The sequence below is a fragment of the Pseudomonas sp. GW822-FHT02D10 genome (assembly GCF_058802345.1).
The window spans coordinates 36,541-57,570 of record NZ_JBXAOB010000017.1 but is presented as its reverse complement, the minus strand read 5'-3'; the positions used below and the strand labels follow the sequence as shown (position 1 = coordinate 57,570).

The window sequence follows — 21,030 nt, the reverse complement described above, 5'->3', positions numbered from 1 at the left end:
GCACCCCTTGGAGGCTGATCATGCTACGCCAGTTTCACTCACTGCCCGGCCTTGTCGCGGCCCTGCTGGTCATGCTGCTGGCGATCAGCGGCGCGATCCTGTCGATCAATCCGGCCCTGGAAAGGCTGAACGCGACAGTACCTGCATCCGGTCAGGTGAACGTTGCCGAGTTGGCCGGTCGAGTGGCGAACCACTACCCTGAAGTCGAAAAAATCCGCCGTACCCCCTCGGGTTCAGTCATCGTGTATTTCACCCAGGACGGTCAGGCCGGCGCCGAGCGCATCGACCCGCTGACTGGAGCAGGTGTAGCGAGCTATACGCCCTCCGCGTTCTCCCGCTGGGTAAAAGACCTGCACAGGTCATTGCTGGCAGGCATGCCGGGGCATGCGGTATCAGGCATCGGCGCCCTGTTCATCTTGATACTGTCGATTTCCGGGGCTGCGCTGTTGGCAAAGCGCCTGGGCGGCTGGCGGCACGTGATGCGGCCACTGCGCGGCAGTTTCAATCAGCGCTGGCACGCTGAAGTCGGTCGTTTTGCGATTCTCGGCTTGCTGTTGTCGGCGTTGACCGGGATGTACATGTCGGCTACCACCTTCAGCCTGATCTCGGACGGGATGCAACACGAGCCGGTATTTCCGAGCGCCCTCAGCGGCAGCCCCGCAGCACCGATCGCAACCTTGCCAGCGCTCCTGGCGACTGACCTGAACGACCTGCGCGAGCTGGTCTACCCCAGCGTCGGTCATCCTGAGGATTTCTTTTCGCTGCGTACCGCGCAGGGCGACGGTTATGTCGATCCTGCCAGTGGGGCGCTGTTGTCTTACGTGCCCCACGACCGCATGCGTAATGCCTACGAGTTCATCTACCAGCTACATACCGGCGAAAACCTCTGGTGGCTGGGCCTGTTCCTCGGCGTTTGCGCACTCGGCGTGCCGTTGATGAGCGTCACCGGGGCACTGCTGTGGTGGCGCCGTCGCCAGTCACTGCCGAAAATCAGTCACAACAGTGGCGCGCAAAACGCCGACACGGTGATTCTGATCGGGAGCGAAAGCAACAGCACGTGGGGGTTTGCCAACACCTTGCATGAGGCTCTGCACCAGACCGGCCACCGAGTCCATACCACGACCATGAACCAGCTCGCGGCGGAGTATCGCAGCGCCCAACGGCTGTTCATCCTGACCGCCACGACCGGCGACGGTGACGCGCCTGCCTCGGCCTCACAGTTCTTGAAACGACTGGCTAACGCCCGCGTCCGGCCTGACCTGGTTTTCGCTGTACTGGGATTTGGTGATCGGCAGTTCCCGAAATTTTGTCAGTTTGCCAAGGACACTCAGGCGGCTCTGCTTGCTTCAGGCTGGTCGCAGCTGCTGGAACTTGAAACCATCAATCGCCAATCCCCTCAGGCGTTCACCCGTTGGGGTACCGCCGTTGGCCGGTTGCTGGGCCATGAACTGACGTTGGTACACACCCCGCGGCTGCCGGACACCACGACCATGGCGTTGATCGATCGCACAAAATACGGCGAGCACGTGAACGCGCCCACCCAGATTCTACGTTTCAACGCAGTCGCAGCGCCCCACTCGCCGGGCGGGCTCAAACGCAGACTCAAAGGCAACGGCCTGCCCCGGTTCCACGCCGGAGATTTGGTTGGGGTGCTGCCGCCCGGGTCCAGGGTGCCACGCTACTACTCACTGGCCAGCGGATCAGCTGACGGCGTTCTGGAAATCTGTGTGCGTAAACACACAGACGGCGTGTGTTCCGGATTCCTTCATGACTTGCCGCTGGGAGGACAGATTGAAGTCTTCATACAGCCCAATCCCGAGTTTCGTCCCGGCGCTGGAAAAGCGCCGGTGATTCTCATCGGTGCCGGCACGGGAATCGGCCCTTTAACCGGTTTTATCCGCAACAACAAAGCCAGGCACCCCATGCACTTGTATTGGGGCGGACGTCACCCGGCGTCTGACTTTCTCTATGAACCCGAACTCAACCGCTATCTGGCGGATCAACGTCTCACCCGGTTGCGCGCCGCCTTCTCCCAAACCCATGAACGCAGCTATGTGCAGGACCGGCTCATCGCCGACGCCCTGGCACTACGCCGCCTGATTGAAAAAGGTGCCCACGTGTTGGTGTGCGGGAGTCGCGAGATGGCCAAAGGCGTGATGAACGCCCTGGATGAAGTGCTGGCTCCACTCGACTTGAACGTGCTGACGCTCAAAGCACAAGGACGCTACCGTGAAGATGTCTACTGAAGCCCAGCGCTATAGCCTGAGCGGGGAGACCATGGGCACCCGTTACAGTGCGGTGTTTTACGCCGAGCCGGCGGTGGATGAGGCCGCCATCAACCAGAGCCTGTTTGCGGCTGTCGACGAGGTGGATCAACAGATGTCGACGTGGAAGGCCCAATCCGCGCTCAACCGCCTCAACGCAGCACCCGAACAGCAATGGCTGCCCATTCCCGAGGAGCTGACCACCGTCCTGGCCACGGCGCTGCGTGTGAGCCGTCAATCCAGCGGGGCGTTTGATATTGCCGTGGGCGATCTGGTCAATGCCTGGGGCTTTGGGCCCGGCGAACTACGACCCAGCGCAGCGTATATCAGTGCCTCGGATCGTCAGGGGCGCGTGCCAGCCACTCAAGCGCTGGAGATTGATCCGCTGCGCAAACTGGTCCGCAAACGCTCAGCAACTACCCTTGATCTTTCAGGCATTGCCAAGGGCTTTGCGGTGGATGAAATGGCACGTTGCCTCGATGGTTGGGGGATAACGAACTACCTGGTGGGGATCGACGGTGAAATGCGCGCACGGGGGGCCAAGCCGGGAGGCGAGTCCTGGGTCGTCGCCATTGAAAGACCCCGCCGTGGCGTTCGTGAAGTCATGGGCGTGATGGAGATCAGTGATGCGGCGATTGCCACGTCCGGGGACTATCGTCACTGGATCGAGGTCGCGGGTCGGCACTACTCGCATACGATGGACCCGGCTCTCGGAGCGCCCCTGTCCAACTCACTCGCAGCAGTGACCGTGGTCGCCTCCACCTGCATGCTCGCCGATGCATGGGCCACCGCGCTGATGGTCCTGGGAGAGAAAGCCGGTCCCGAGCTGGCGCAGGAGCGCGGCATGGATGCGTTGTTCGTGGTACATGATGACGAGCAGTTCAGGGAAATATCGGTTGTTGCCGGACGGCTCCAGGCGCAGATTGAAACTCGCTGAAACGACCAGGCCAGCGGTTGATTTATTCAGGCACTTTTTGATCGGCATCGATTCAACGACAGTGAGCAGGTTTCAACGATGAAGTTCTTTCGCAGACACGCGGAATCCCATAAACATGAGCGGATCGGTTGGCTTCGGGCCTCGGTATTGGGGGCCAACGACGGCATTGTATCGACCGCCAGTCTGCTGATCGGCGTCGCCGCCGCCAATGCCCCCCACAGCACCTTACTCGTCACCGGTGTGGCCGGGCTGGTGGCGGGTGCGATGTCGATGGCGGCGGGAGAATACGTCTCCGTGCATTCCCAGGCCGATACCGAACGGGCTGATCTTTTGCGCGAACAAACCGAGCTTGAAACGGCGCCGCTTGCCGAGCATCGGGAATTGGCGGCCATCTACGTGGATCGCGGCGTTGAACCCGAGTTGGCCAGTCAAGTCGCCACGCAGCTGATGGCACACGATGCACTGGGATCACATGCGCGAGACGAACTGGGCATTTCCGATGCCCTCAGCGCAAAACCGCTGCAGGCGGCGATGTCCTCGGCGGCCAGCTTTATTGTGGGCGCCGCATTGCCGCTGGGCGTAACCATCCTCGCTCCCGCGCACAGTGTGATTCCGTGGATATCCGGTATGTCACTGGTTTTCCTGGGCGCTTTAGGGGGCATTGCCGCCAAGGCAGGCGGCGCCAATCTTCTGATCGGGGCATGGCGGGTGACGCTGTGGGGTGCACTGGCGATGGCCATTACCGCAGCAGTAGGCATCTCGTTTGGTGCCGTTGCTTGATGTTTGTATGACATGTACTTGAGTGAAGTCTGCCAGATCGATCCCGGAATCCATGTCCATTCAACTGGTTGTCATCCTTCTGATCTAGATCAAACCCCGACAGGCCATTCACGTAGAAATTGAGAATCAACGTTCGTGCCATCACCTTTGTGATGGGTGTCGAATCTCTCGTCTCGTGGAGGCTTCCATGGCAACGCATGTGCAAGGCACCCAACCGACTATCCCAGGCATTTCACCCCGCCCTGCGGCGGGAAGCTTGCGTAAACTGGAGCCCAGACGACTGTCTTTGAGCCTGTTGATCGCTCTGGTGGTCGGCTCGATGATCGGCAGCGGTATTTTCAGCCTGCCGCAGAACATGGCCGCCAGCGCCGGTGCCGGTGCGATCCTGATTGGCTGGTTGATCACCGGTGTCGGCATGTTGTCACTGGCGCTGGTCTATCAAACCCTGTCCAACCGCCAGCCCGAACTGGACAACGGCGTGTTTGCCTATGCCCGCGCATTGGGCGGTGAATTCCTCGGTTTCAACTCGGCCTGGGGTTACTGGATCAGTGCCTGGATCGGTAACGTCAGTTACCTGGTGATTCTGTTCGCAGCGCTGAGTTACTTCTTTCCGCTATTCGGTGAAGGCAATAACAAAGCGGCCATTGCAGCGGCGTCCGTGGTGCTGTGGTCCTTGCACTGGATGATTCTGCGGGGCATGCGCACCGCAGCGCGGGCCAATGCGCTCACGACCTTGGCCAAGATCGTTCCGTTGCTTCTGTTTATCGGCCTGGTGATTGCGGCCTTCCAACGCGAAACCTTCATGGTCGACTTCTGGGGCGCACCGGCGCTGGGCAGCACACTGGATCAGGTCAAAAGCACGATGCTGGTGACCGTCTGGGTGTTTATCGGTATCGAGGGCGCCAACGTGTTCTCTGCCCGCGCGGCGGAACGGGCCAATGTGGGACGCGCCACCGTGATCGGCTTTGCCCTCACCTTGTTGCTGCTGATTGCGGTGTCGCTGTTGTCACTGGGCATTCTCAGACAACCGGAACTGGCCGCCCTGAAAAACCCGTCGATGAGTGGCGTGCTTGAGGCAGTGGCCGGTCCTTGGGGGGCGATGTTGATCAGTATCGGCCTGATCATCTCGGTCGGTGGCGCCCTGCTCGCCTGGACGCTGCTGGCGGCAGAGTCGGTGTTCACACCGGCCAAGGAAAAGGTCATGCCGGGACCGCTGGCCCTGGAAAACACCCATGGCGCGCCTGCCAATGCCTTGTGGATTACCAACGGCTGCATTCAGCTGTTCCTGCTGCTGACGCTGTATTCGAGTGCCAGTTACCTGGCCCTGATCTCCCTTGCGACCTCGATGATTCTGTTGCCGTACCTGTTCAGCGGCCTGTATGCGTTGAAGCTGACGTGGCAGGGCGCGACGTATGCCGGACACAAAGCCCTGCAAGGGCGGGACATGGCGATTGCATCGGTCGCAACGCTGTATTGCCTGTGGCTGCTGTACGCCGCCGGGCCTAAATACATGCTGCTCAGTGCCCTGCTCTATGCCCCCGGCTCACTGATTTACCTGGCCACCAAACGGGCTCGCCAGGGTCAAGCACTGAATGGCTTCGAGTGGGGACTGTTGATCGTCATCTGGGCGGCGGCCGCTTTTGCCAGCTGGATGTTGTGGTCAGGGAAACTGGCCATGTAACGCCAAAGGCATAGATCTGTTTTTTTCGAGGCCGGCGCGGGCGTCCAGAACGTTCACCGTCCCCCGACATAACCCAAGAGGAGAAGTGAAAATGTCCAACTCCGAGAAGAAAGTGCCAGTCCATACCGAAGACAAAACCAGCCAGCACCCCGTGACGACTGACCTTTGGCGACCTCTGCAAAAACTGCGGCAACAGGTCGATCACCTGTTCGAAGACTTCAATCGAGGTTCTTCAGGATTATCGCCGTTCAGCCGTGGGCTGTTCGATGTCGATCCGCTCTGGCGTCGGGAACTGATCGGTCACAGCATTCCTGCGGTGGATATTACCGAGAAAGAAAAAAGCTTCGAAATCACTGCCGAACTGCCCGGCATGGATCAGAAGAACATTGAGATCAAACTGTCCGACGGCAGCTTGATCATCAAAGGCGAAAAACAGGAAGACAAGGAAGAAAATAGAAAGGGCTATCACTTGTCCGAGCGTCACTACGGTTCCTTCGAGCGGGTGTTCAACCTGCCCAAAGGCGTTGATGCCGAGAAGATCGAAGCGAGTTTCAGCAAAGGTGTACTGAGCATATCGTTACCGAAGAAGCCCGAGGCCATGAAACCGGAAAAGATCGTGCCGATCAAAGCCGACTAGCCGGTGACCGCCCTGCCCCCTTGCCGGAAAACCGGCAAGGGTTATTTTTTGCATCGAACACCATTACTGGTCCCACCCTATCAGCAGCCCGTCTATCCGTTTGCCCGTTCGTATGCCTGTTTTCTGATGTGGATCAGATTCTCGCTATGACCGACTCCTATTCTCGAGTGACCCCCACGATATCGAGAGGAGCTGGAGATGAAGAAATCAGGCTTGATCGGCCAATGCATATTGATGGCGGCAAGTGCCTTACTGGTGCCATCAGCCAGCGTTTTTGCCTACCCGCCCATGTCATCACCCGGCGGCATGTCCAGTCACCACTCGGATTTCGACTGGGTCAAACACACGCAGCAGACTCTGGATGATCTCAAGGGCAAGCTCAATCTCAAGCCGGAGCAAATGCCAGCGTGGGATGCATGGGCCGCAGGGGTCATCACGGATGCCAATCAGCAACTGGAAAAGGACAAGCCCGGAGGCGATGAAGCGACGAGCACGCCGAAAGCCCTGATTGATGAAACGACACCGCAAAGAATGGCCAAAGGGATAGAGCATTTGCGTGCACAAACCCTCTGGATGCAGGCGCATCTGGTTCGCCTGGACGCTGCTCTGGCGCGCACCAAAACTTTCTACGAGACCTTGGATGCTGAACAAAAAACCATTTTCGACCTGTTCTGGACGGTGATGCATCACCGTTTCTCCGGCCATGACGGTGGGCAGATGCCAATGCATATGTTTAAACACCGGATGGAAGGCGACCAGGACGAAACAGGCAAACAATGAACGGTACTCTCTGCTCTATTGGGTAGACATCATGAACATCAACTCGGTAAAACGTTGCGCGCTGATCGGGGCGATCCTGATCGCTACAGGCCTTGCATTACCGGCCAACGCCGACCGACACGGAGGCGGTCATGGCGGCGCTCCGTTCTGGTGGGGCATCGGTCTTGGCTTGGGCCTGGGCTGGGAAGGCGCGTACCTTCGTGGTCCGTATTACTATCCCTCCTATCCGGTTTACTACTACCCGCCCCCTGTTTATTACTACCCGGCGAACCCGCCTGCGGCGGCAGCGCCCCCCAACACCCCGTCTGTGCCTAGCTGGTATTACTGCCCTTCAGCCAAAGGCTACTACCCCTATGTGCGCCAATGCCCTGAAGCGTGGCGCCTGGTTCCGGGGACACCCTCCGGCCCCATACACTGATTGGCGGAGCTGATTTCGCGGACAGTATCTCGCACGTTGGCAGACACTGGATGCAGTTCCATGTGCGCACCATGGGTGGCGAAAAGGAATGGGCCGCCTCAATCCTCCACCAACAGTGACTCATCCCCGGGCGGAACCTGAGGTCAGGAACGCCTTGAGTTCCGCCAGGGGACGGGTGTTGAGCACATCGGTTTTTTCCAGCCAGGCACGGCGTGCCTGAGCGACCCCATACTGCAAATAGGCAAAGTCAACGGTGCGATGCGCATCCGAGTTGATGGCAATGAGCACCCCTTCATCCTTGGCATAGCGGCACTGCAGGTCGAACAGGTCCATGCGTTGCGGCTGCGCATTGAGTTCCAGGCAGCAACCACGCTGCCGGGCCGCCTTGATGATGACCGGCAGATCCAGGTTCAGCGGGTCGCGCTCATTGATCAACCGGCACAGCGGGTGCGCCAGAATCGTGAAATAGCGATGATCCATGGCCCTGAGCAAGCGTTGGGTTTGTTGACGCAACGTCAGGCCGAAATGGCTGTGCACGGCACCGACCACCAGGTCCAGACGCCCCAGGATATCGTCCGGCAGGTCCAGGCTACCGTCTTCGAGAATGTCCACCTCGATCCCCTTGAGCAAGGTCATGCCCTGCAAGCGGCTGTTGAGCGCATCGATCTGGTCGATGTGCTTGAGCAACCGGTCGGCATCCAGACCATGGGCCACTCTGAGGGACCGCGAATGCTCGGTAATCGCCAGATACTCCAGTCCGGCTGCCTGCGCGGCAAACGCCATCTCTTCCAGGCTGTTGCCCCCATCCGAGGCGCGGGTGTGAGCATGCAAGTCGCCTTTGAGGTCGCTCAACTCAATCAGCCTGGGCAAACGACCTGCTAGTGCCGCGGCAATCTCACCGCGATCCTCGCGCAGTTCCGGGGTCATCCATTCCAGCCCCAATGCCTGGTAAACCGAATGTTCGGTGGCGCTGGCCACGCATTTTTTTGCCCTGAACAGGCCGTATTCACTGAGCTTGAGACCTTGCTTTTGAGCCCGTTGGCGAATCGCGATGTTATGCGCTTTGCTGCCGGTGAAATACACCAGGGCGGCGCCATAGACCGCCGGTTCGACCACCCGCAGATCCACCTGCATGCCTGTGCCCAGCACCACGCTGGTACGGGTGCGACCCTGCGCCAGCACGCTGGAAATGTCGGGATGGTTGATGAAGTGCGCCGTGACGTCCACCGACGGTGGCGCGGCCACGAGAATATCGATATCGCCGATGGTGTCGCGCATGCGTCGCAAGCTTCCGGCAACCGTGGCCGCCTCAACGCCTGGCAGCTGTTGCAGGTACTCGGTCAGCCGCAGGGCTACCGGAGCCACAAAGGCCAATGGCAACCGGCGGTCCCTGCCGATGCCCTTCTGCGCGGCGTGCAACAGTCGGGCTTCCATCTTTTCGCCGAAGCCAGGCAGATGGCGAATCCGCCCCTCTTTGGCCGCCTGACACAGTTGCTGCGCGGTTTCGATGCCCAGATCGTGATAGAGGTGTTTGACGCGTTTAGGCCCCAGTCCGGCGATGGAAAGCAGCTCGACCAGCCCCAAGGGTAATGTCGTGCGCAGCCGTTGGCGCAGTGCGCAATCGCCCGTGGTGACGATTTCGTTGATCTTGCCGGCAAGATCGACCCCGATACCGCTGAGCTTGGGCAGCGGTTCACCCCGCGCGATCAGCTTCGCGACCTCAAAGGTCAAAGCCCTTAGCGTTCGCGCCGCATTGCGGTAGGCCCGAATACGGAAAGGATTGGCGTCCTCGATTTCCAACAGATCGGCGATATTGTCAAAAATCGCGGCGATCTGATCATTGCCGATCGCCTGCCTGACCTTGGCCGATGAAGAGGGCAAGACTGGCAACGGCTCCGGAAGAGGTACCGCAGTGAGCTTCATGGCGTAATCCTGACTCAGTGGAGGTTACTGAGTCAGGATTGCCGATCCCACCACGCTGTCATTGATATAGATCAGACAGCGCTTGAAGGCCGGGCCCCCCGACGTGCCGCCAGGCTCATCGCCAGTGCCGCAAAGGTGCTTATTGTTTTGCCCCGAGTGTCGCGATGTAATGCGCGACAGATTCGGCGTCGGCATCAGACAGTGAATGCGTAACCTGCTTCATCATGCCGCCACGGGGGCGCTGGTCGGTCTGTTGAAAAACCTTGATCTGGCGAATCATGTAGTAGGCATGTTGACCCGCCAGGCGCGGAAACTGACCGTTGCCCTGGCCGTCGGCACCGTGGCAGGAACTGCACTGAGCGACGCCCGACTCAGGCAAGCCCTTGCGAAAGATCAGTTCACCGCGTGCATCAGGCTTATCGGCGTCAGCCTTCATGGGGCTCTGACTGGAAAAATAGTCCGCCAGTTCGCTGATCTGGGTCGCCGTCAAATGGGTAAATCCCCACATGTACTGAGTCCCGGTTTCATCCCTGCGTATATGGCCCTTGAAGTCTGTCAGCTGCAATTTCAGGTACTCTTTTTGCTGGCCGGCCAACTTGGGAAACATCGGCGAGATGGACTCCCCCGTCAGCCCATGGCACATGGAACAAACCTTGTCCGCCATGGCGATACCGGACATGGGCGAGGTTTTCTCCGATGCCTCCTCGTTCGTACCGGTGCAGCCCGTGAGCGCAACCACGCAGAGGGCAAGAAAAAAATGCGATCGATTGAAAGTACCCTTCATGCCCATTGATTCCATGGTCTACACCCCTGCGTTCAACTGATCAAAACGCGTACCACATATAAAGATACGTGGTGTCGTTTTCACTGGCATCACGGCCATTGCCGTCGTAGTTGTTCGTTGCGCCCAAATAGCGGGTGAAGTAGTTATATTGAAGCCCGACCCTCAGGTTCTGCATCGGCAACCAGAACACCTCTGGCGTCCACATCTGTGTATCCGGAGAAAAATTGGCGCTGTCCGGGTACGCCGTGGCATCCGAGCTGCCATTGACATTGGTATACGCCAGGCTCGCACCATATTTGGCACGGTACACATAACTGCCCTTCAATTTGAACGTTCGGAGGGACGCGGGTCCGTCGAAGAGTGTCTGGGTGTCGTCTCTGATTTCTTCTTTGATATACCGAATCTGCGCAGTGAACGCATGGGGTTCAAGGAGGTACTGATACTGGCCATCAAAGCCTACGTCCCGGTACTCGGTGCTGCCCTGGCCGTGGATCGGATTGTTGGAGTCATCCATGGGCAGAATTTTGGCATTCATCGCAAAGGCGCCCACCATCACGTTTTGGGCCCCCCACTCGTAGGTATAGGCCAGCCTCGCATAAGGGCTTGAGCCATCCATGTACGTCAGTGGATGGTAGGTGTCACCCTTCTTGTTGCCCAGACTCAGAAACTGCCATGTGTCTTTGGCTGTCTGGTAGGAGGTCAGCTCCAGATACAACGACTTGTTCAAATAAACATAGGCACCAATACCCGCCACTTGTTGAGCCAATCCCCCCTCAATCAGTGTCGAGGCCGGGACCCCGCCGAAGGCGCCCAAGGTTGAACTGACATACGGATAGCCCCAGGCAGGCGTACTGTTCCAGACATCCTGAACCGTGGGGTTGTTGTTCAATGTAACCCCCCAGATGACATCGCTCGAGGTATCCACCCGGCGGTCCGCATAACGCAGGTCAAAGTTGTCCGAGCCCAGGTGACTGACCCAATTACCCGAAGCATCCTGGTGGTCATACGAGCTGTAGGTGAATTGGGCGAAGCCGCCGATGACGTCAGTGATTTTTCCACCGAGGAACACGCTGCCGAAATCAATGATGAATTGCTTGTCTTTGGGTGAAATCGAGCTGCCCGCACCGTCGCTGTTGTTGCGCGTTGAGGTGAAGTCGCCAACGATCATGGCGGCCAGAGGGTTGGTTCGTACGCCGTTGGTGTAACCCGTCAGCTTGAACAGGCGCCCATAAGGTGTCAGTTCAGGAAATTGCCCACCGGCATGGCAGGCAACGCAGCTTTGCCCCGTCTGACGTGCAAAGGAAGGCAGGGCCTGCGCTGACTGACAAAACAGCAGCACTAATAGCGCCCCCAACAGGGTGCCCGGTCGCCGGAGCAACTTGATTAAAAAAGCTGACCCGGAAAAAAACCACCGCTCCACCGCCGTCTTCCCGCCTGCCTCGCCGTTCTTCATATACATTTCAGTTCCCTCTGAAGAGACTGTCGAACGATTCAACCTTGAATGGAGCCTAGCCAGACGCTGGCCGTTTACAAGCTCCATCACGCGTTTCGCCGTTCAAGCCTGCAACGCGCATCGTGCCCATGGCGTCAGGTCATATTCAGCGGCCTGCGGGCGTGTGATGCAGACACTGTCTCTTGGGGCATTGCATCCTTTGTTGACGAAACTCAAAGAATCCTCTGGATCAAGGTGTAGGAATGATCAAAGAGGCAGCCCAAAGTGCTGCACGTCGGGTAACCCCTCTCTTATAGGGACGACACTCATGACCTCACCTTCGCAAAAATTGCTGGAAAAACTGTACGGCCCGCGCAACAACGTTGCGAGGGCGTCTATTACCCCTCTGTTACGTCAATACGCGGAACCGCTGCCGGATTTGAATTCAGACGCCTTCGGTGAAATGTTCGACCGTTACGCTGATGCGCGGGTAGTGATGATCGGTGAAGCCAGCCATGGCACCAGCGACTTTTACCGAACCCGGGCGGCGATCACCCAAAGGCTGATTGAACAGCACGGGTTCACGATTGTGGCGGTTGAAGCTGATTGGCCAGATGCCGCGCATGTTGATCGTTATGTCCGCGGGCTGGCCCATTCGGCCTGGAAACGGCACATCTTCAGCCGATTCCCGACCTGGATGTGGCGCAATACCGATGTGAAAGCATTCGCCCACTGGCTTCATCAATACAACCATAAGCAAGCCCCCGAGCATCGAGTCGAGTTTCGCGGGTTGGACGTTTACAGTTTGCGCAACTCCATTCACGAGGTCCTGAGTTATCTGGACCGGGTCGAGCCGCAACTGGCACACGAAGCACGACGGCGCTATGGCTGTTTGACCCCCTGGCAGGATGAGCCTGCGTTGTACGGCCACTTTGTCGAACAGGGCGGCCTGATGCCCTGTGAGCAAGCGGTGGTCGAGCAGCTCAATGCCATGCTCGCCGAACAACTGGCGGGGCTTATCCGCGATGACGATGCCTTCTTCGATGCCACGCAAAATGCTCGGGTCGTTCGGGCGGCGGAACAATATTACCGAGCGATTTATCGAGGCTCCACCGCCTCCTGGAACCTGCGTGACCGGCACATGTTCGACACGCTGCGGACGTTGCTTGAGCACCGAGGCCCTCACGCCAAGGCCGTGGTCTGGGCACACAACTCCCATATCGGCAATGCCGCTGCCACGGAAATGGGCTGGAAGGGCCAGTTCAATATCGGTCAACTGTGCCGCAGCGCCTATGGGCGCGATGTCGTTCTGATCGGCATGAGCACCGACCGTGGCCAGGTGGCGGCAGCCGATGACTGGGACGCCGATATGCTCATCAAGGACATCCGGCCGTCTCGTGCAGACAGTTGGGAGCATCAGTTCCTTAAAGCCGGTGTCCCCGCGTCTTTGACCGACTGGCGAGATCCCCAGCGCGAAGACCTGCGCAAGGCGCTGTCCGAGCCCCTGCTGGAACGGGCCATCGGGGTGATTTACCGCCCCGAAAGCGAGCGCAGCAGCCACTACTTCGAGTCGGTGCTGGCCGAGCAATTTGACGCCATGGTGTGGATTGAACAGACACAACCAGTAACGGCACTGCCTCTGCCGAAAAGCCAGGCGCTGGAACCGGAAGACGAAACCTTTCCGTTTGGCGTCTGATACCGGTCAAAGGCTGCCAGTAGTCTTTGGACGAGTACCGCGCAGATGCCTCTCGAACCAGTCGCCAGCAAGTCTGGCGACTTCCTCAAGGGTGCCTGTTTCTTCAAAAAGATGGGTAGCGCCCTCCACGACTTCCAGACGCTGTTCACACCGCAGAACGTGACCGCTTTGGACGTTCAGACGCAATACCACCGGGTCCTCTGCTCCGACGATTTGCAAGGTCGGCGCCCTTACCTGGGACAGCGCCGCACCTGCCAGGTCGGTCCGCCCTCCTCGGCTGACTACCGCATGGACCACGTCCGGACGCTCGGCTGCTGCCAACAGCGCCGCAGCGGCCCCGGTGCTTGCGCCAAACAGCCCGATCCGCAGCGATTGCAGTTCAGCATCGCGACCGATCCAGTCGATCACCTGCACCAGTCGCCGGGAAAGCATCGCGATATCGAAACGCAGCTCCCGCGTCACGTTATCCAGGCGCTGCTCCGGCTCCGTGAGCAGATCGAACAACAACGTGCCCAGCCGCCGTCTTCCCAGAGATTCTGCAACCTGCTGGTTACGTGGGCTTGAACGACTGCTGCCGCTGCCATGGACAAAGACCACCAGACCGATAGCGTTCATCGGCAGACGCAGGTCGGCTGACAGTTCCACGTCCTCCAGGCTCAGCGTTCGATAGTGAGACTCAAACATCGGAATGCTCCTGAGGGGCAATCCCCGTACTCGACTCTCGTTGCCAGGCTCGCTGCAAAAGATCGATAACCTCCTCGTCCGAGGTCTGGGTGAAGTTCATGTACCAATAGCCGATCGACATCAGCCACTCGGGAATGAGCGGACACACCAGCTCATCCACTTCGGTGCGCAACGCCTCGACCGTCTCAAGCGGCGCCACGGGCACGGCAACGACAATGCGCGACGGCGCTTGCAGGCGCACGGCGTGTATCGCGGCCATCATCGAGGCCCCTGTCGCCAGGCCATCGTCGACCAGAATCACTACCTGGTCCTTGAGTACCACCGGCGCACGCGTTGCCCGGTACAAATGCTCGCGACGCAACAGCTCCCGGGTTTCCCGTGCGACCACGGCCTCGAACGTGCCCTGATCAATTGGGTGAAGCCGCAGCGCCTCTTCATTGACGATTTGTATGCCGCCGCTGGCAATGGCGCCCATGGCGAACTCCTGATGGGACGGAACGCCCAACTTGCGGACCAGCATCAGGTCCAGGCGAACCGCCAGGGCCGTGGCCACTTCATAGGCGACCGGAACACCGCCACGGGGCAAGGCAAGCACGATGACATCGGGCCGATGAGCGTATTTGAGCAGCGGTTCCACCAAGGTTCGACCGGCAGCAGTCCGGTCGCGCAAGATGGTATTCAGTGAGGAACTCTGTGTCATTTGGAAACCTCCTGAGGCAATCGAGCCACATCCGCACCGGCTTCAAGGCACCTGTTACAGGGCATGTTCAGGCGTACTGCCGAGAAACTTTTCCAGGCCATCAGCACGTGGGAGGTACTCAGCCGGACGTCAACACCCGTTTTTATTCAGGTTCCTCCCCTGAAGTCTCACTGGTCTTGATTTATATCAAGTCCCCGCGCAAGGCACAGATGCCCACTGCCATCAGCAACGGCCCCTTGCGCTATGATCAATCTATCGGCTCTCGACGGGAGACTGCTATGCCGACCCTACCTGCGAGTCAGCGGTTGCGCGTGTACGACAACGATGAACTCGATGAAGTGCTGCAGGCAATGGCGCGTCAGGCCGCGGCACTGTTGCCGCCCGCTCAAGCGGTACTGATCGGCATCCAGCGCCGCGGCGAGCCTCTGGCACAGCGTTTACAGCAACATCTGTCCCGTCAGACCGGCCAGCCGGAACTGCCGCTATACCCCCTGAAGGTCAAGCGCTATGCCGATGACCTCAGCGTGCTGCATGCACACACGCAATTGACCGAAAACCCGCTTCTGGGCGCCCTGGACCTTGCCAGTACTACCCTGCTGGTTGTCGATGACGTGCTGTTTGAAGGCCATTCGCTCCTGCGCACCTGCGCGTACCTGGCGCAACTCGGTGCTCGTCGGGTCTACACCGCAGTCTTGGTAGATCGGCATGTCTGCCAACAGCCAATCCATGCCGATATTGTCGGTGTGCATTTGCAAGTTGCCGCCAATGACATCGTCGAATGCAACGTGCCCCCTTACGAAGTGGAGTTTTGCATCGAAGTTCTGCGTCATGGTGCCGCCCGCTGACGGGAGTGCCTCGAAGGAGCCAATACATGCTCACCGAACGCCCGCTTCTGTTTGCCTTGCAAGGCAGTGAGCACTACGCGAACCGCGTCGCGCAGCGGCTTGGCTGTCAACTGGCACGCCATGAAGAGCGCGACTATGAAGATGGCGAGCATAAATGCCGTCCGCTGGAGTCGGTCAACGGTCGCGAGGTCGTGGTGTTCCATTCCTTGTATGGGGATGACCGGCAGAGCGCAAACGATAAGCTGTGTCGCCTGCTGTTTTTTTGCGGTGCACTCAAGGATGCCGGCGCTCGCCCTGTGCAGGTCGTGACGCCCTACCTCTGCTACGGGCGCAAGGATCGTCGCACCCAACCTCAGGACCCCACGATCACCCGCTACGTGGCGGCGATGATTGAAGCCTGCGGTGTGGATCGTCTGGTGGCCCTGGAGGTGCACAACCCGGCAGCGTTTGACAACGCCTTTCGCATCCCTACCTGGAACGTGCAGTGCGCAGAATTGTTCGCCCGGCATTTCGCCGGGCTCGTCGGCGACGCCGAGGTGGTGTCGGTTTCCCCGGACGCCGGCGGTACCAAGCGGGCCGAGCAATTTCGCCAGGCCCTGGAGCGGCAACTGGGACGCGCGGTGGGCGGTGCGCTGATGGAGAAGCACCGTGGTCAAACGACGTTCACTGGCACCCTGCTGGTCGGCGAAGTGCTGGGCAAGACCGCGATTATTTTCGACGACCTGATCAGTACCGGCGAAACGCTGATGCATGCGGGCCTTGCCTGCCAGCAGGCCGGTGCCGTCCGGTTGTTCGCAGCCGCCACCCATGGCTTGTTCACCGGTGGCAGCGATCTGCTCGACAAGCCACTGTTTGAACACCTTGCGATCACTGACAGCGTGCCTCCGTTTCGCCTGCCAGCCGAATGTGTCACGCGCCGTTTGCACGTACTCGACAGCACGGCCTTGATTGCCACGCTACTGGCTGAATCTGCATCGTTGAGCATCGAATGAAAGTGCGCGGACGGGGTCCCGCTGGGTGCCCATACGACGGGTTGCTTATATGAACGGTTCGATTCGGCTTCTGGTGTGCGCTGTGCTGGTGTGCATCTGGGGTCAAGCCTTGGGCGCGGACGCAGCCGCGCCAAGCGTCGAACCGCGTGTCACGATCCTCGTTTACCACCGTTTTTCGCAGACACTGGACGACTCGATGACCGTGCGCATGAGCACCTTCGAAAGCCAGTTACGCGTCCTGCGCGAGCATGGCTACCACATCGTACCGCTGCGTGAGGTGGTCGACTGGTTGCGCGACCCCAATGCGACGTTACCGCAGAAGCCGGTAGTGATCACCGTCGACGACGGGCATCGCTCGGTATTCGAAAAGCTGCTGCCCATCGTGCTGCGCGAGCGTTTTCCGGTCACGCTGTTCATCTATCCATCGGCGATCTCGAACGCGTCCTATGCAATGACCTGGGAACAATTGCGCAGCCTGAAACAGACCGGGCTCTTTGACATCCAGGGTCATACGTACTGGCATCCCAATTTCAAGGTCGAGCGCAGACACCGTACACCGGAAGATTTCCAGCAATTCGTGCGCATGCAACTCGACAAATCCCGTCAACGCCTCGAGGCGCAAACCGGTACGCATATCGACATGCTCGCATGGCCGTTCGGCATCTACGACGACGAGTTGATCGCACTCGCCTCCGACGACGGTTATGTCGTCGCCTTCACGCTGGACGCGCGCAAGACGGACCGGCACGCCCGGCTGCTTGCGCTGCCGCGTTTTCTGATGACCGATGCCTACGGCGCCAGCGCATTCGCGCGCCTGCTTGGTGAACCGAACACCCCGGCGACGCCCGCAACGGAGAGCGCGCAATGACCTTCACACGCGCAATGAGGCGCTATGCGATTCCAACGCTACTCGCCGTCACGGCCCTGCTGACCGAACGAGGCGCCCTGGCCGTCACCGGTGTCGTGCTCGACTCAAGCACGCAGACTCCGCTCGCCGACGCGATCATCACCACATCGGCGGGTGTTGTGCGTACCGACGAACACGGCCAGTTCGAAATCGCTCAGGCGGTCGAGAGCATTGCGGCTCGCGCGCCAGGGTATCTGCGCACCGAGTCCAAGGTGTCCGGCGATGCGCCTGTGACACTCGCATTGACCCCGTTTCGCCCGAAAGCGCTCTACCTGTCGGTGTTCGGCGTGACCAGCAAGGCGCTGCGCAACAACGCCGTCAGCCTTGCCGAAAGCACCGTGATCAATGCATTGGTGATCGACGTCAAGGGCGATCGCGGCATGACGCCGTATCGCAGTGCGGCGCGCGAGACGATCGGCGCGGCAGCCCGCGTGACCAAGCGCGCACCGCAGGAACAGGACTTTCCGGCACTGCTCGCCAGTCTGCATGCGCAACACCTGTACCTGATCGCGCGTATCGTGGTGTTCAAGGACGATCCACTCGCCGACGCGCACCCGGAGTGGAGCGTGCACACCGCAGAAGGCCTGCCGTGGCGGGATAACGAGAGCCTGCAATGGATGGATCCGTTTTCGCAGGACGTACGGCAGCACAATCTCGATGTCGCCGAAGAAGCGGCGCGGATGGGCTTCGACGAGGTTCAGTTCGACTATGTGCGCTTTCCCGACAAGAGCGGGCTACGCTTTGCCCTCTCGAACACCCGGCGCAACCGGACTGCGGCGATCGTCGGCTTCCTGCAGGCCGCACGCGCACGGCTCGCGCCCTACAATGTATTCGTCTCCGCAGACATCTTCGGCTACGTCTGCTGGAATCTCGACGATACCGCGATCGGCCAGCAAATCGAATTGCTGGGCGAACCGCTCGACTATATTTCGCCGATGCTCTACCCGTCCGGTTTCACCTGGGGGCTGCCGGGGTTGACCAACCCGGTCACCGATCCCGGTCAGATCGTCAAGCGTACCTTGGCGGAGGCGGTGCAGCGCACCCATCTGCCGGGGGTGCGCTTTCGTCCGTGGCTGCAGGGCTTTCGCGACTATGCGTTCGATCATCGCCTGTTTGACGCAGCGGCGATCAGTGCGCAGATAAACGCCGCCGACGCAGCCGGCACCGATGGATGGATGTTATGGAATCCACACAATCACTACAACGCCGCCGATTTGCCGCAACGTTGATCGGTGCGCTGAAACGCTGGGCAATGCTGCTTGGAATCGCGGCGGCGCAGATCGCGGGAGCCGCCGATTTCGATGCCGCGGCGCGCCTGCAAGCCGCACAGATCGTCGAGGGGCAGATCGTCGCCGGACGCATTCCGGGGGCCGTCGTCCTGATCGGGGACGCCACGCACGTGCTCTATCGCCAAGCCTTTGGACAACGCGCGACGACGCCCGACCCCGAGCCAATGACGCTGAGCACCGAGTTCGATCTTGCGTCGCTGACCAAGGTCATCGCGACCACCACGGCAATCATGCAACTGGCCGAAGCGCGCCGCATCGACCTGGACGCACCCGTTGCGCAGTATTGGCCGGCCTTTGCCGCGTTCGGCAAAGACGCGGTGACGGTGCGTCACCTGCTGGCGCACACCTCCGGACTGCTGCCAGACCTGCCTGTGCGGCCACTGCATCCGGACCGCGAAGGTGTGTTGGGCGCCATCGCGGCGCAACGACTGCGTAGCGTGCCAGGTGAGCGCGTCATCTACAGTGACCTGAATTTCGTGGTGCTGGGCGAACTGGTCGAGCGCATCACCCACCGCACGCTCGACGCGTATTGCCAGGCTTACATCTTCGGGCCGCTCGGTATGCGCGACACGGTCTTTATACCGGACCCCGGGCGAGCAGCCCGCAGTGCGCCGACACTCGCGAACAAGGCCGGCATCCGCCGTGGCCGCGTGCACGATCCGACGGCCGAATGGATGGGCGGCGTCTCCGGCAACGCCGGGTTGTTTTCCACGGCGGATGATCTCGTCCGCTTCGCGCAAATGATCCTGAACGAAGGTCGCGCGGGCAGCCTGCAGATTCTGCGGCCAGCGAGCATCGCCACGCTCACGAGTGCCGCCTCGCCGCTCGCGACGGCGCCGTGGCGCGGACTCGGCTGGGATCTGGCCGCACCGTTCGCGTCGAATCATGACCGTCTGCCGCCGATCGGCATGATCGGCCACACCGGATACACCGGCACGGGCCTGTGGATCGATCTGCTGACGCGCCAATTCATCGTCATTCTGACCAACCGCGTGTACCCGAATGACCGTGGTGACGCCCGTCCGCTTCGGGCGCAGTTGCTCGCGCTGCTGGCCAGCCGGGCCGCGCCTGCGAACGTCGCGCAAATCGGCCAATGGCTGCCATCCACGTTACCGGCCCTGAGTGCCGCCGATCGCCTGCCGATCTCGACGGGGCTGGTACAAACCGGCATCGACGTGCTCGAGGCGCAGCGGTTTGCGCCGCTCGCAGGCCTGCGCGTGGGCTTGATCACCAATCGCAGCGGCTTCGACGCCGAGGGCCGGCGTACCGTCGACGTACTCGCGCACGCGCCAGGTGTCAGGCTGGCAGCGCTGTTCTCGCCGGAACATGGGCTGAATATCGATATGGATGAGCGGGTCGGCGACACCCTCGACTCGGCGACGGGCCTCACCGTACACAGTCTCTACGGCGCGGCGCGGCGCTTTCCGGCCGGTTCACTGGCTGGACTGGATGCGCTGATCTTCGACATTCAGGATGCCGGCGTGCGCTTCTTCACCTACGAGACGACGCTCGGCTACGCACTTGAGGCCGCTGCGGCGCGGCGCATTCCGCTGTTCGTGCTGGACCGGCCCGATCCGCTCGGTGCGCAGCGATTCGGCGGACCGGTGCTGGACAGCCGTCACGAATCGTTCACCGGTTATTTCCCGGCACCGCTGCAGCCGGGCATGACGGTCGGTGAACTGGCGAGTCTGTTCAACCGCAACAAGCACATTGGCGCGGATCTGCGCGTTGTGCCGATGCAGGGCTACCGGCGCGCGATGACCTTCGCCGACACCGGTCTCGGTTGGGTGCCGCTGTCGCCAAACCTGCGCACGCAGTCCCAGCTGGACCTCTACCCGGATGTCGGTTTGCTCGAAGGCGCGAATCTGAGTGTGGGGCGCGGCACACCGCATCCGTTCGAGTGGATCGGCGCGCCGTGGATCAACGCGACTCAGCTCGCACAGGTGCTGAATGCGCTCGACGTCGGCGCACATTTCGAGCCGGTCGACTTCGTGCCCACCGAATCAACCTGGCACGGTCAGCTCTGTCATGGCGTGAGCATCACTCGCGACCCGGCGCCTGAGCAACGTCCCGTAGCAAGCCTGGGATTGGCACTGCTCGCCACACTGCAGGCGCTCTATCCCGGCACCTTCGATCTTACGGCGACCCGCGGTTCAATCGGCTCGCAAGCCGTGTGGCAAGCCATTCGCGACGGCGTAGCGCCTGACGCGGCGCAAGCGCTTGATACCGCAGCGCTAGAGCGCTTCGCACGACTACGGCAGGAGAACTTGCGCTACTGACC

At 60.4% G+C, this 21,030-nt stretch carries 18 protein-coding genes; 13 read left to right on the top strand and 5 right to left on the bottom strand.

Features of this window, described 5'->3' with window-relative positions:
- Positions 1–20: 20 nt before the first annotated feature.
- The 7 genes from AC1RPZ_RS22725 (at position 21) to AC1RPZ_RS22695 (ending at position 7,497) form a co-directional block, all read left to right on the top strand.
- Positions 21–2,246, top strand: a complete 2,226-nt coding sequence (locus AC1RPZ_RS22725) for a PepSY domain-containing protein (protein WP_493139593.1) — start codon at positions 21–23, stop codon at positions 2,244–2,246.
- Complete coding sequence (locus AC1RPZ_RS22720) at positions 2,236–3,201, top strand: FAD:protein FMN transferase (RefSeq protein ID WP_493139711.1); 966 nt, start codon at positions 2,236–2,238, stop codon at positions 3,199–3,201. Before AC1RPZ_RS22725 ends, AC1RPZ_RS22720 begins: the two co-directional genes overlap by 11 nt.
- Positions 3,202–3,279: 78 nt before the next feature.
- On the top strand, positions 3,280–3,981 hold the full coding sequence (locus AC1RPZ_RS22715; protein WP_493139591.1) for a VIT1/CCC1 transporter family protein: 702 nt from the start codon (positions 3,280–3,282) through the stop codon (positions 3,979–3,981).
- Between the two features lie 187 nt (positions 3,982–4,168).
- Positions 4,169–5,662 carry an arginine-ornithine antiporter gene (gene arcD / locus AC1RPZ_RS22710; protein WP_493139590.1) on the top strand — a complete coding sequence of 498 codons (1,494 nt, stop codon included), beginning with the start codon at positions 4,169–4,171 and terminating at the stop codon, positions 5,660–5,662.
- 91 nt (positions 5,663–5,753) lie between these two features.
- A complete protein-coding gene (locus AC1RPZ_RS22705) occupies positions 5,754–6,299 on the top strand; it encodes an Hsp20/alpha crystallin family protein (RefSeq protein WP_493139588.1) in 546 nt (181 codons plus the stop codon).
- Positions 6,300–6,497: 198 nt separating this feature from the next.
- Complete coding sequence (locus AC1RPZ_RS22700) at positions 6,498–7,079, top strand: Spy/CpxP family protein refolding chaperone (RefSeq protein WP_493139586.1); 582 nt, start codon at positions 6,498–6,500, stop codon at positions 7,077–7,079.
- A gap of 31 nt (positions 7,080–7,110) precedes the next feature.
- A complete protein-coding gene (locus AC1RPZ_RS22695; protein ID WP_493139585.1) occupies positions 7,111–7,497 on the top strand; it encodes a hypothetical protein in 387 nt (128 codons plus the stop codon).
- 120 nt (positions 7,498–7,617) lie between these two features.
- Here the strand turns inward: AC1RPZ_RS22695 and polX are convergent, their stop codons facing one another.
- From polX to AC1RPZ_RS22680, 3 genes are all read right to left on the bottom strand, one after another.
- Positions 7,618–9,420, bottom strand: a complete 1,803-nt coding sequence (gene polX, locus AC1RPZ_RS22690) for a DNA polymerase/3'-5' exonuclease PolX (protein WP_493139582.1) — start codon at positions 9,418–9,420, stop codon at positions 7,618–7,620.
- A 139-nt stretch (positions 9,421–9,559) separates the two neighbouring features.
- Positions 9,560–10,219, bottom strand: coding sequence for a c-type cytochrome (locus AC1RPZ_RS22685; protein WP_493139581.1), 660 nt, complete (start codon positions 10,217–10,219; stop codon positions 9,560–9,562).
- A gap of 25 nt (positions 10,220–10,244) precedes the next feature.
- The gene (locus tag AC1RPZ_RS22680) at positions 10,245–11,663 is read right to left on the bottom strand and encodes a cytochrome C (RefSeq protein ID WP_493139579.1); all 1,419 of its coding nucleotides are present in this window, start codon (positions 11,661–11,663) and stop codon (positions 10,245–10,247) included.
- Between the two features lie 301 nt (positions 11,664–11,964).
- Between AC1RPZ_RS22680 and AC1RPZ_RS22675 the strand changes: the two genes are divergently transcribed.
- Entirely contained in the window at positions 11,965–13,332 is a 1,368-nt protein-coding gene (locus AC1RPZ_RS22675; protein ID WP_493139577.1) for an erythromycin esterase family protein, read from the top strand.
- Between the two features lie 6 nt (positions 13,333–13,338).
- Here the strand turns inward: AC1RPZ_RS22675 and AC1RPZ_RS22670 are convergent, their stop codons facing one another.
- Together AC1RPZ_RS22670 and AC1RPZ_RS22665 are read right to left on the bottom strand one after the other, a co-directional pair.
- Entirely contained in the window at positions 13,339–14,016 is a 678-nt protein-coding gene (locus AC1RPZ_RS22670) for a dienelactone hydrolase family protein (protein WP_493139575.1), read from the bottom strand.
- Positions 14,009–14,716, bottom strand: a complete 708-nt coding sequence (locus AC1RPZ_RS22665) for a phosphoribosyltransferase (protein WP_493139573.1) — start codon at positions 14,714–14,716, stop codon at positions 14,009–14,011. The genes AC1RPZ_RS22670 and AC1RPZ_RS22665 overlap by 8 nt, the downstream gene beginning before the upstream one ends.
- A gap of 278 nt (positions 14,717–14,994) precedes the next feature.
- Here AC1RPZ_RS22665 and AC1RPZ_RS22660 point away from each other — a divergent pair, with 278 nt between their 5' ends.
- Genes AC1RPZ_RS22660 through AC1RPZ_RS22640 form a run of 5 tightly spaced genes read left to right on the top strand, consistent with a single transcriptional unit; the run spans position 14,995 to position 21,028 of the window.
- Positions 14,995–15,561, top strand: a complete 567-nt coding sequence (locus AC1RPZ_RS22660) for a phosphoribosyltransferase family protein (protein ID WP_493139571.1) — start codon at positions 14,995–14,997, stop codon at positions 15,559–15,561.
- Between the two features lie 26 nt (positions 15,562–15,587).
- Positions 15,588–16,553 (top strand): ribose-phosphate diphosphokinase, encoded by a 966-nt coding sequence (locus AC1RPZ_RS22655; RefSeq protein ID WP_493139569.1) that lies wholly within the window; start codon positions 15,588–15,590, stop codon positions 16,551–16,553.
- A gap of 49 nt (positions 16,554–16,602) precedes the next feature.
- The gene (locus tag AC1RPZ_RS22650; RefSeq protein WP_493139568.1) at positions 16,603–17,421 is read left to right on the top strand and encodes a polysaccharide deacetylase family protein; all 819 of its coding nucleotides are present in this window, start codon (positions 16,603–16,605) and stop codon (positions 17,419–17,421) included.
- Complete coding sequence (locus tag AC1RPZ_RS22645) at positions 17,418–18,689, top strand: putative glycoside hydrolase (RefSeq protein WP_493139566.1); 1,272 nt, start codon at positions 17,418–17,420, stop codon at positions 18,687–18,689. The genes AC1RPZ_RS22650 and AC1RPZ_RS22645 overlap by 4 nt, the downstream gene beginning before the upstream one ends.
- Positions 18,641–21,028 carry an exo-beta-N-acetylmuramidase NamZ domain-containing protein gene (locus tag AC1RPZ_RS22640; protein WP_493139564.1) on the top strand — a complete coding sequence of 796 codons (2,388 nt, stop codon included), beginning with the start codon at positions 18,641–18,643 and terminating at the stop codon, positions 21,026–21,028. The genes AC1RPZ_RS22645 and AC1RPZ_RS22640 overlap by 49 nt, the downstream gene beginning before the upstream one ends.
- Positions 21,029–21,030 lie beyond the last annotated feature (2 nt).

Coding starts and splice junctions, on each gene's coding strand:
- AC1RPZ_RS22725 (WP_493139593.1), top strand. CDS start 21: ATGCTACGCCAGTTTCACTCACTGCCCGGCCTTGTCGCGGCCCTGCTG.
- AC1RPZ_RS22720 (WP_493139711.1), top strand. CDS start 2,236: ATGTCTACTGAAGCCCAGCGCTATAGCCTGAGCGGGGAGACCATGGGC.
- AC1RPZ_RS22715 (WP_493139591.1), top strand. CDS start 3,280: ATGAAGTTCTTTCGCAGACACGCGGAATCCCATAAACATGAGCGGATC.
- arcD (WP_493139590.1), top strand. CDS start 4,169: ATGGCAACGCATGTGCAAGGCACCCAACCGACTATCCCAGGCATTTCA.
- AC1RPZ_RS22705 (WP_493139588.1), top strand. CDS start 5,754: ATGTCCAACTCCGAGAAGAAAGTGCCAGTCCATACCGAAGACAAAACC.
- AC1RPZ_RS22700 (WP_493139586.1), top strand. CDS start 6,498: ATGAAGAAATCAGGCTTGATCGGCCAATGCATATTGATGGCGGCAAGT.
- AC1RPZ_RS22695 (WP_493139585.1), top strand. CDS start 7,111: ATGAACATCAACTCGGTAAAACGTTGCGCGCTGATCGGGGCGATCCTG.
- polX (WP_493139582.1), bottom strand. CDS start 9,420: ATGAAGCTCACTGCGGTACCTCTTCCGGAGCCGTTGCCAGTCTTGCCC.
- AC1RPZ_RS22685 (WP_493139581.1), bottom strand. CDS start 10,219: ATGGAATCAATGGGCATGAAGGGTACTTTCAATCGATCGCATTTTTTT.
- AC1RPZ_RS22680 (WP_493139579.1), bottom strand. CDS start 11,663: ATGTATATGAAGAACGGCGAGGCAGGCGGGAAGACGGCGGTGGAGCGG.
- AC1RPZ_RS22675 (WP_493139577.1), top strand. CDS start 11,965: ATGACCTCACCTTCGCAAAAATTGCTGGAAAAACTGTACGGCCCGCGC.
- AC1RPZ_RS22670 (WP_493139575.1), bottom strand. CDS start 14,016: ATGTTTGAGTCTCACTATCGAACGCTGAGCCTGGAGGACGTGGAACTG.
- AC1RPZ_RS22665 (WP_493139573.1), bottom strand. CDS start 14,716: ATGACACAGAGTTCCTCACTGAATACCATCTTGCGCGACCGGACTGCT.
- AC1RPZ_RS22660 (WP_493139571.1), top strand. CDS start 14,995: ATGCCGACCCTACCTGCGAGTCAGCGGTTGCGCGTGTACGACAACGAT.
- AC1RPZ_RS22655 (WP_493139569.1), top strand. CDS start 15,588: ATGCTCACCGAACGCCCGCTTCTGTTTGCCTTGCAAGGCAGTGAGCAC.
- AC1RPZ_RS22650 (WP_493139568.1), top strand. CDS start 16,603: ATGAACGGTTCGATTCGGCTTCTGGTGTGCGCTGTGCTGGTGTGCATC.
- AC1RPZ_RS22645 (WP_493139566.1), top strand. CDS start 17,418: ATGACCTTCACACGCGCAATGAGGCGCTATGCGATTCCAACGCTACTC.
- AC1RPZ_RS22640 (WP_493139564.1), top strand. CDS start 18,641: ATGGAATCCACACAATCACTACAACGCCGCCGATTTGCCGCAACGTTG.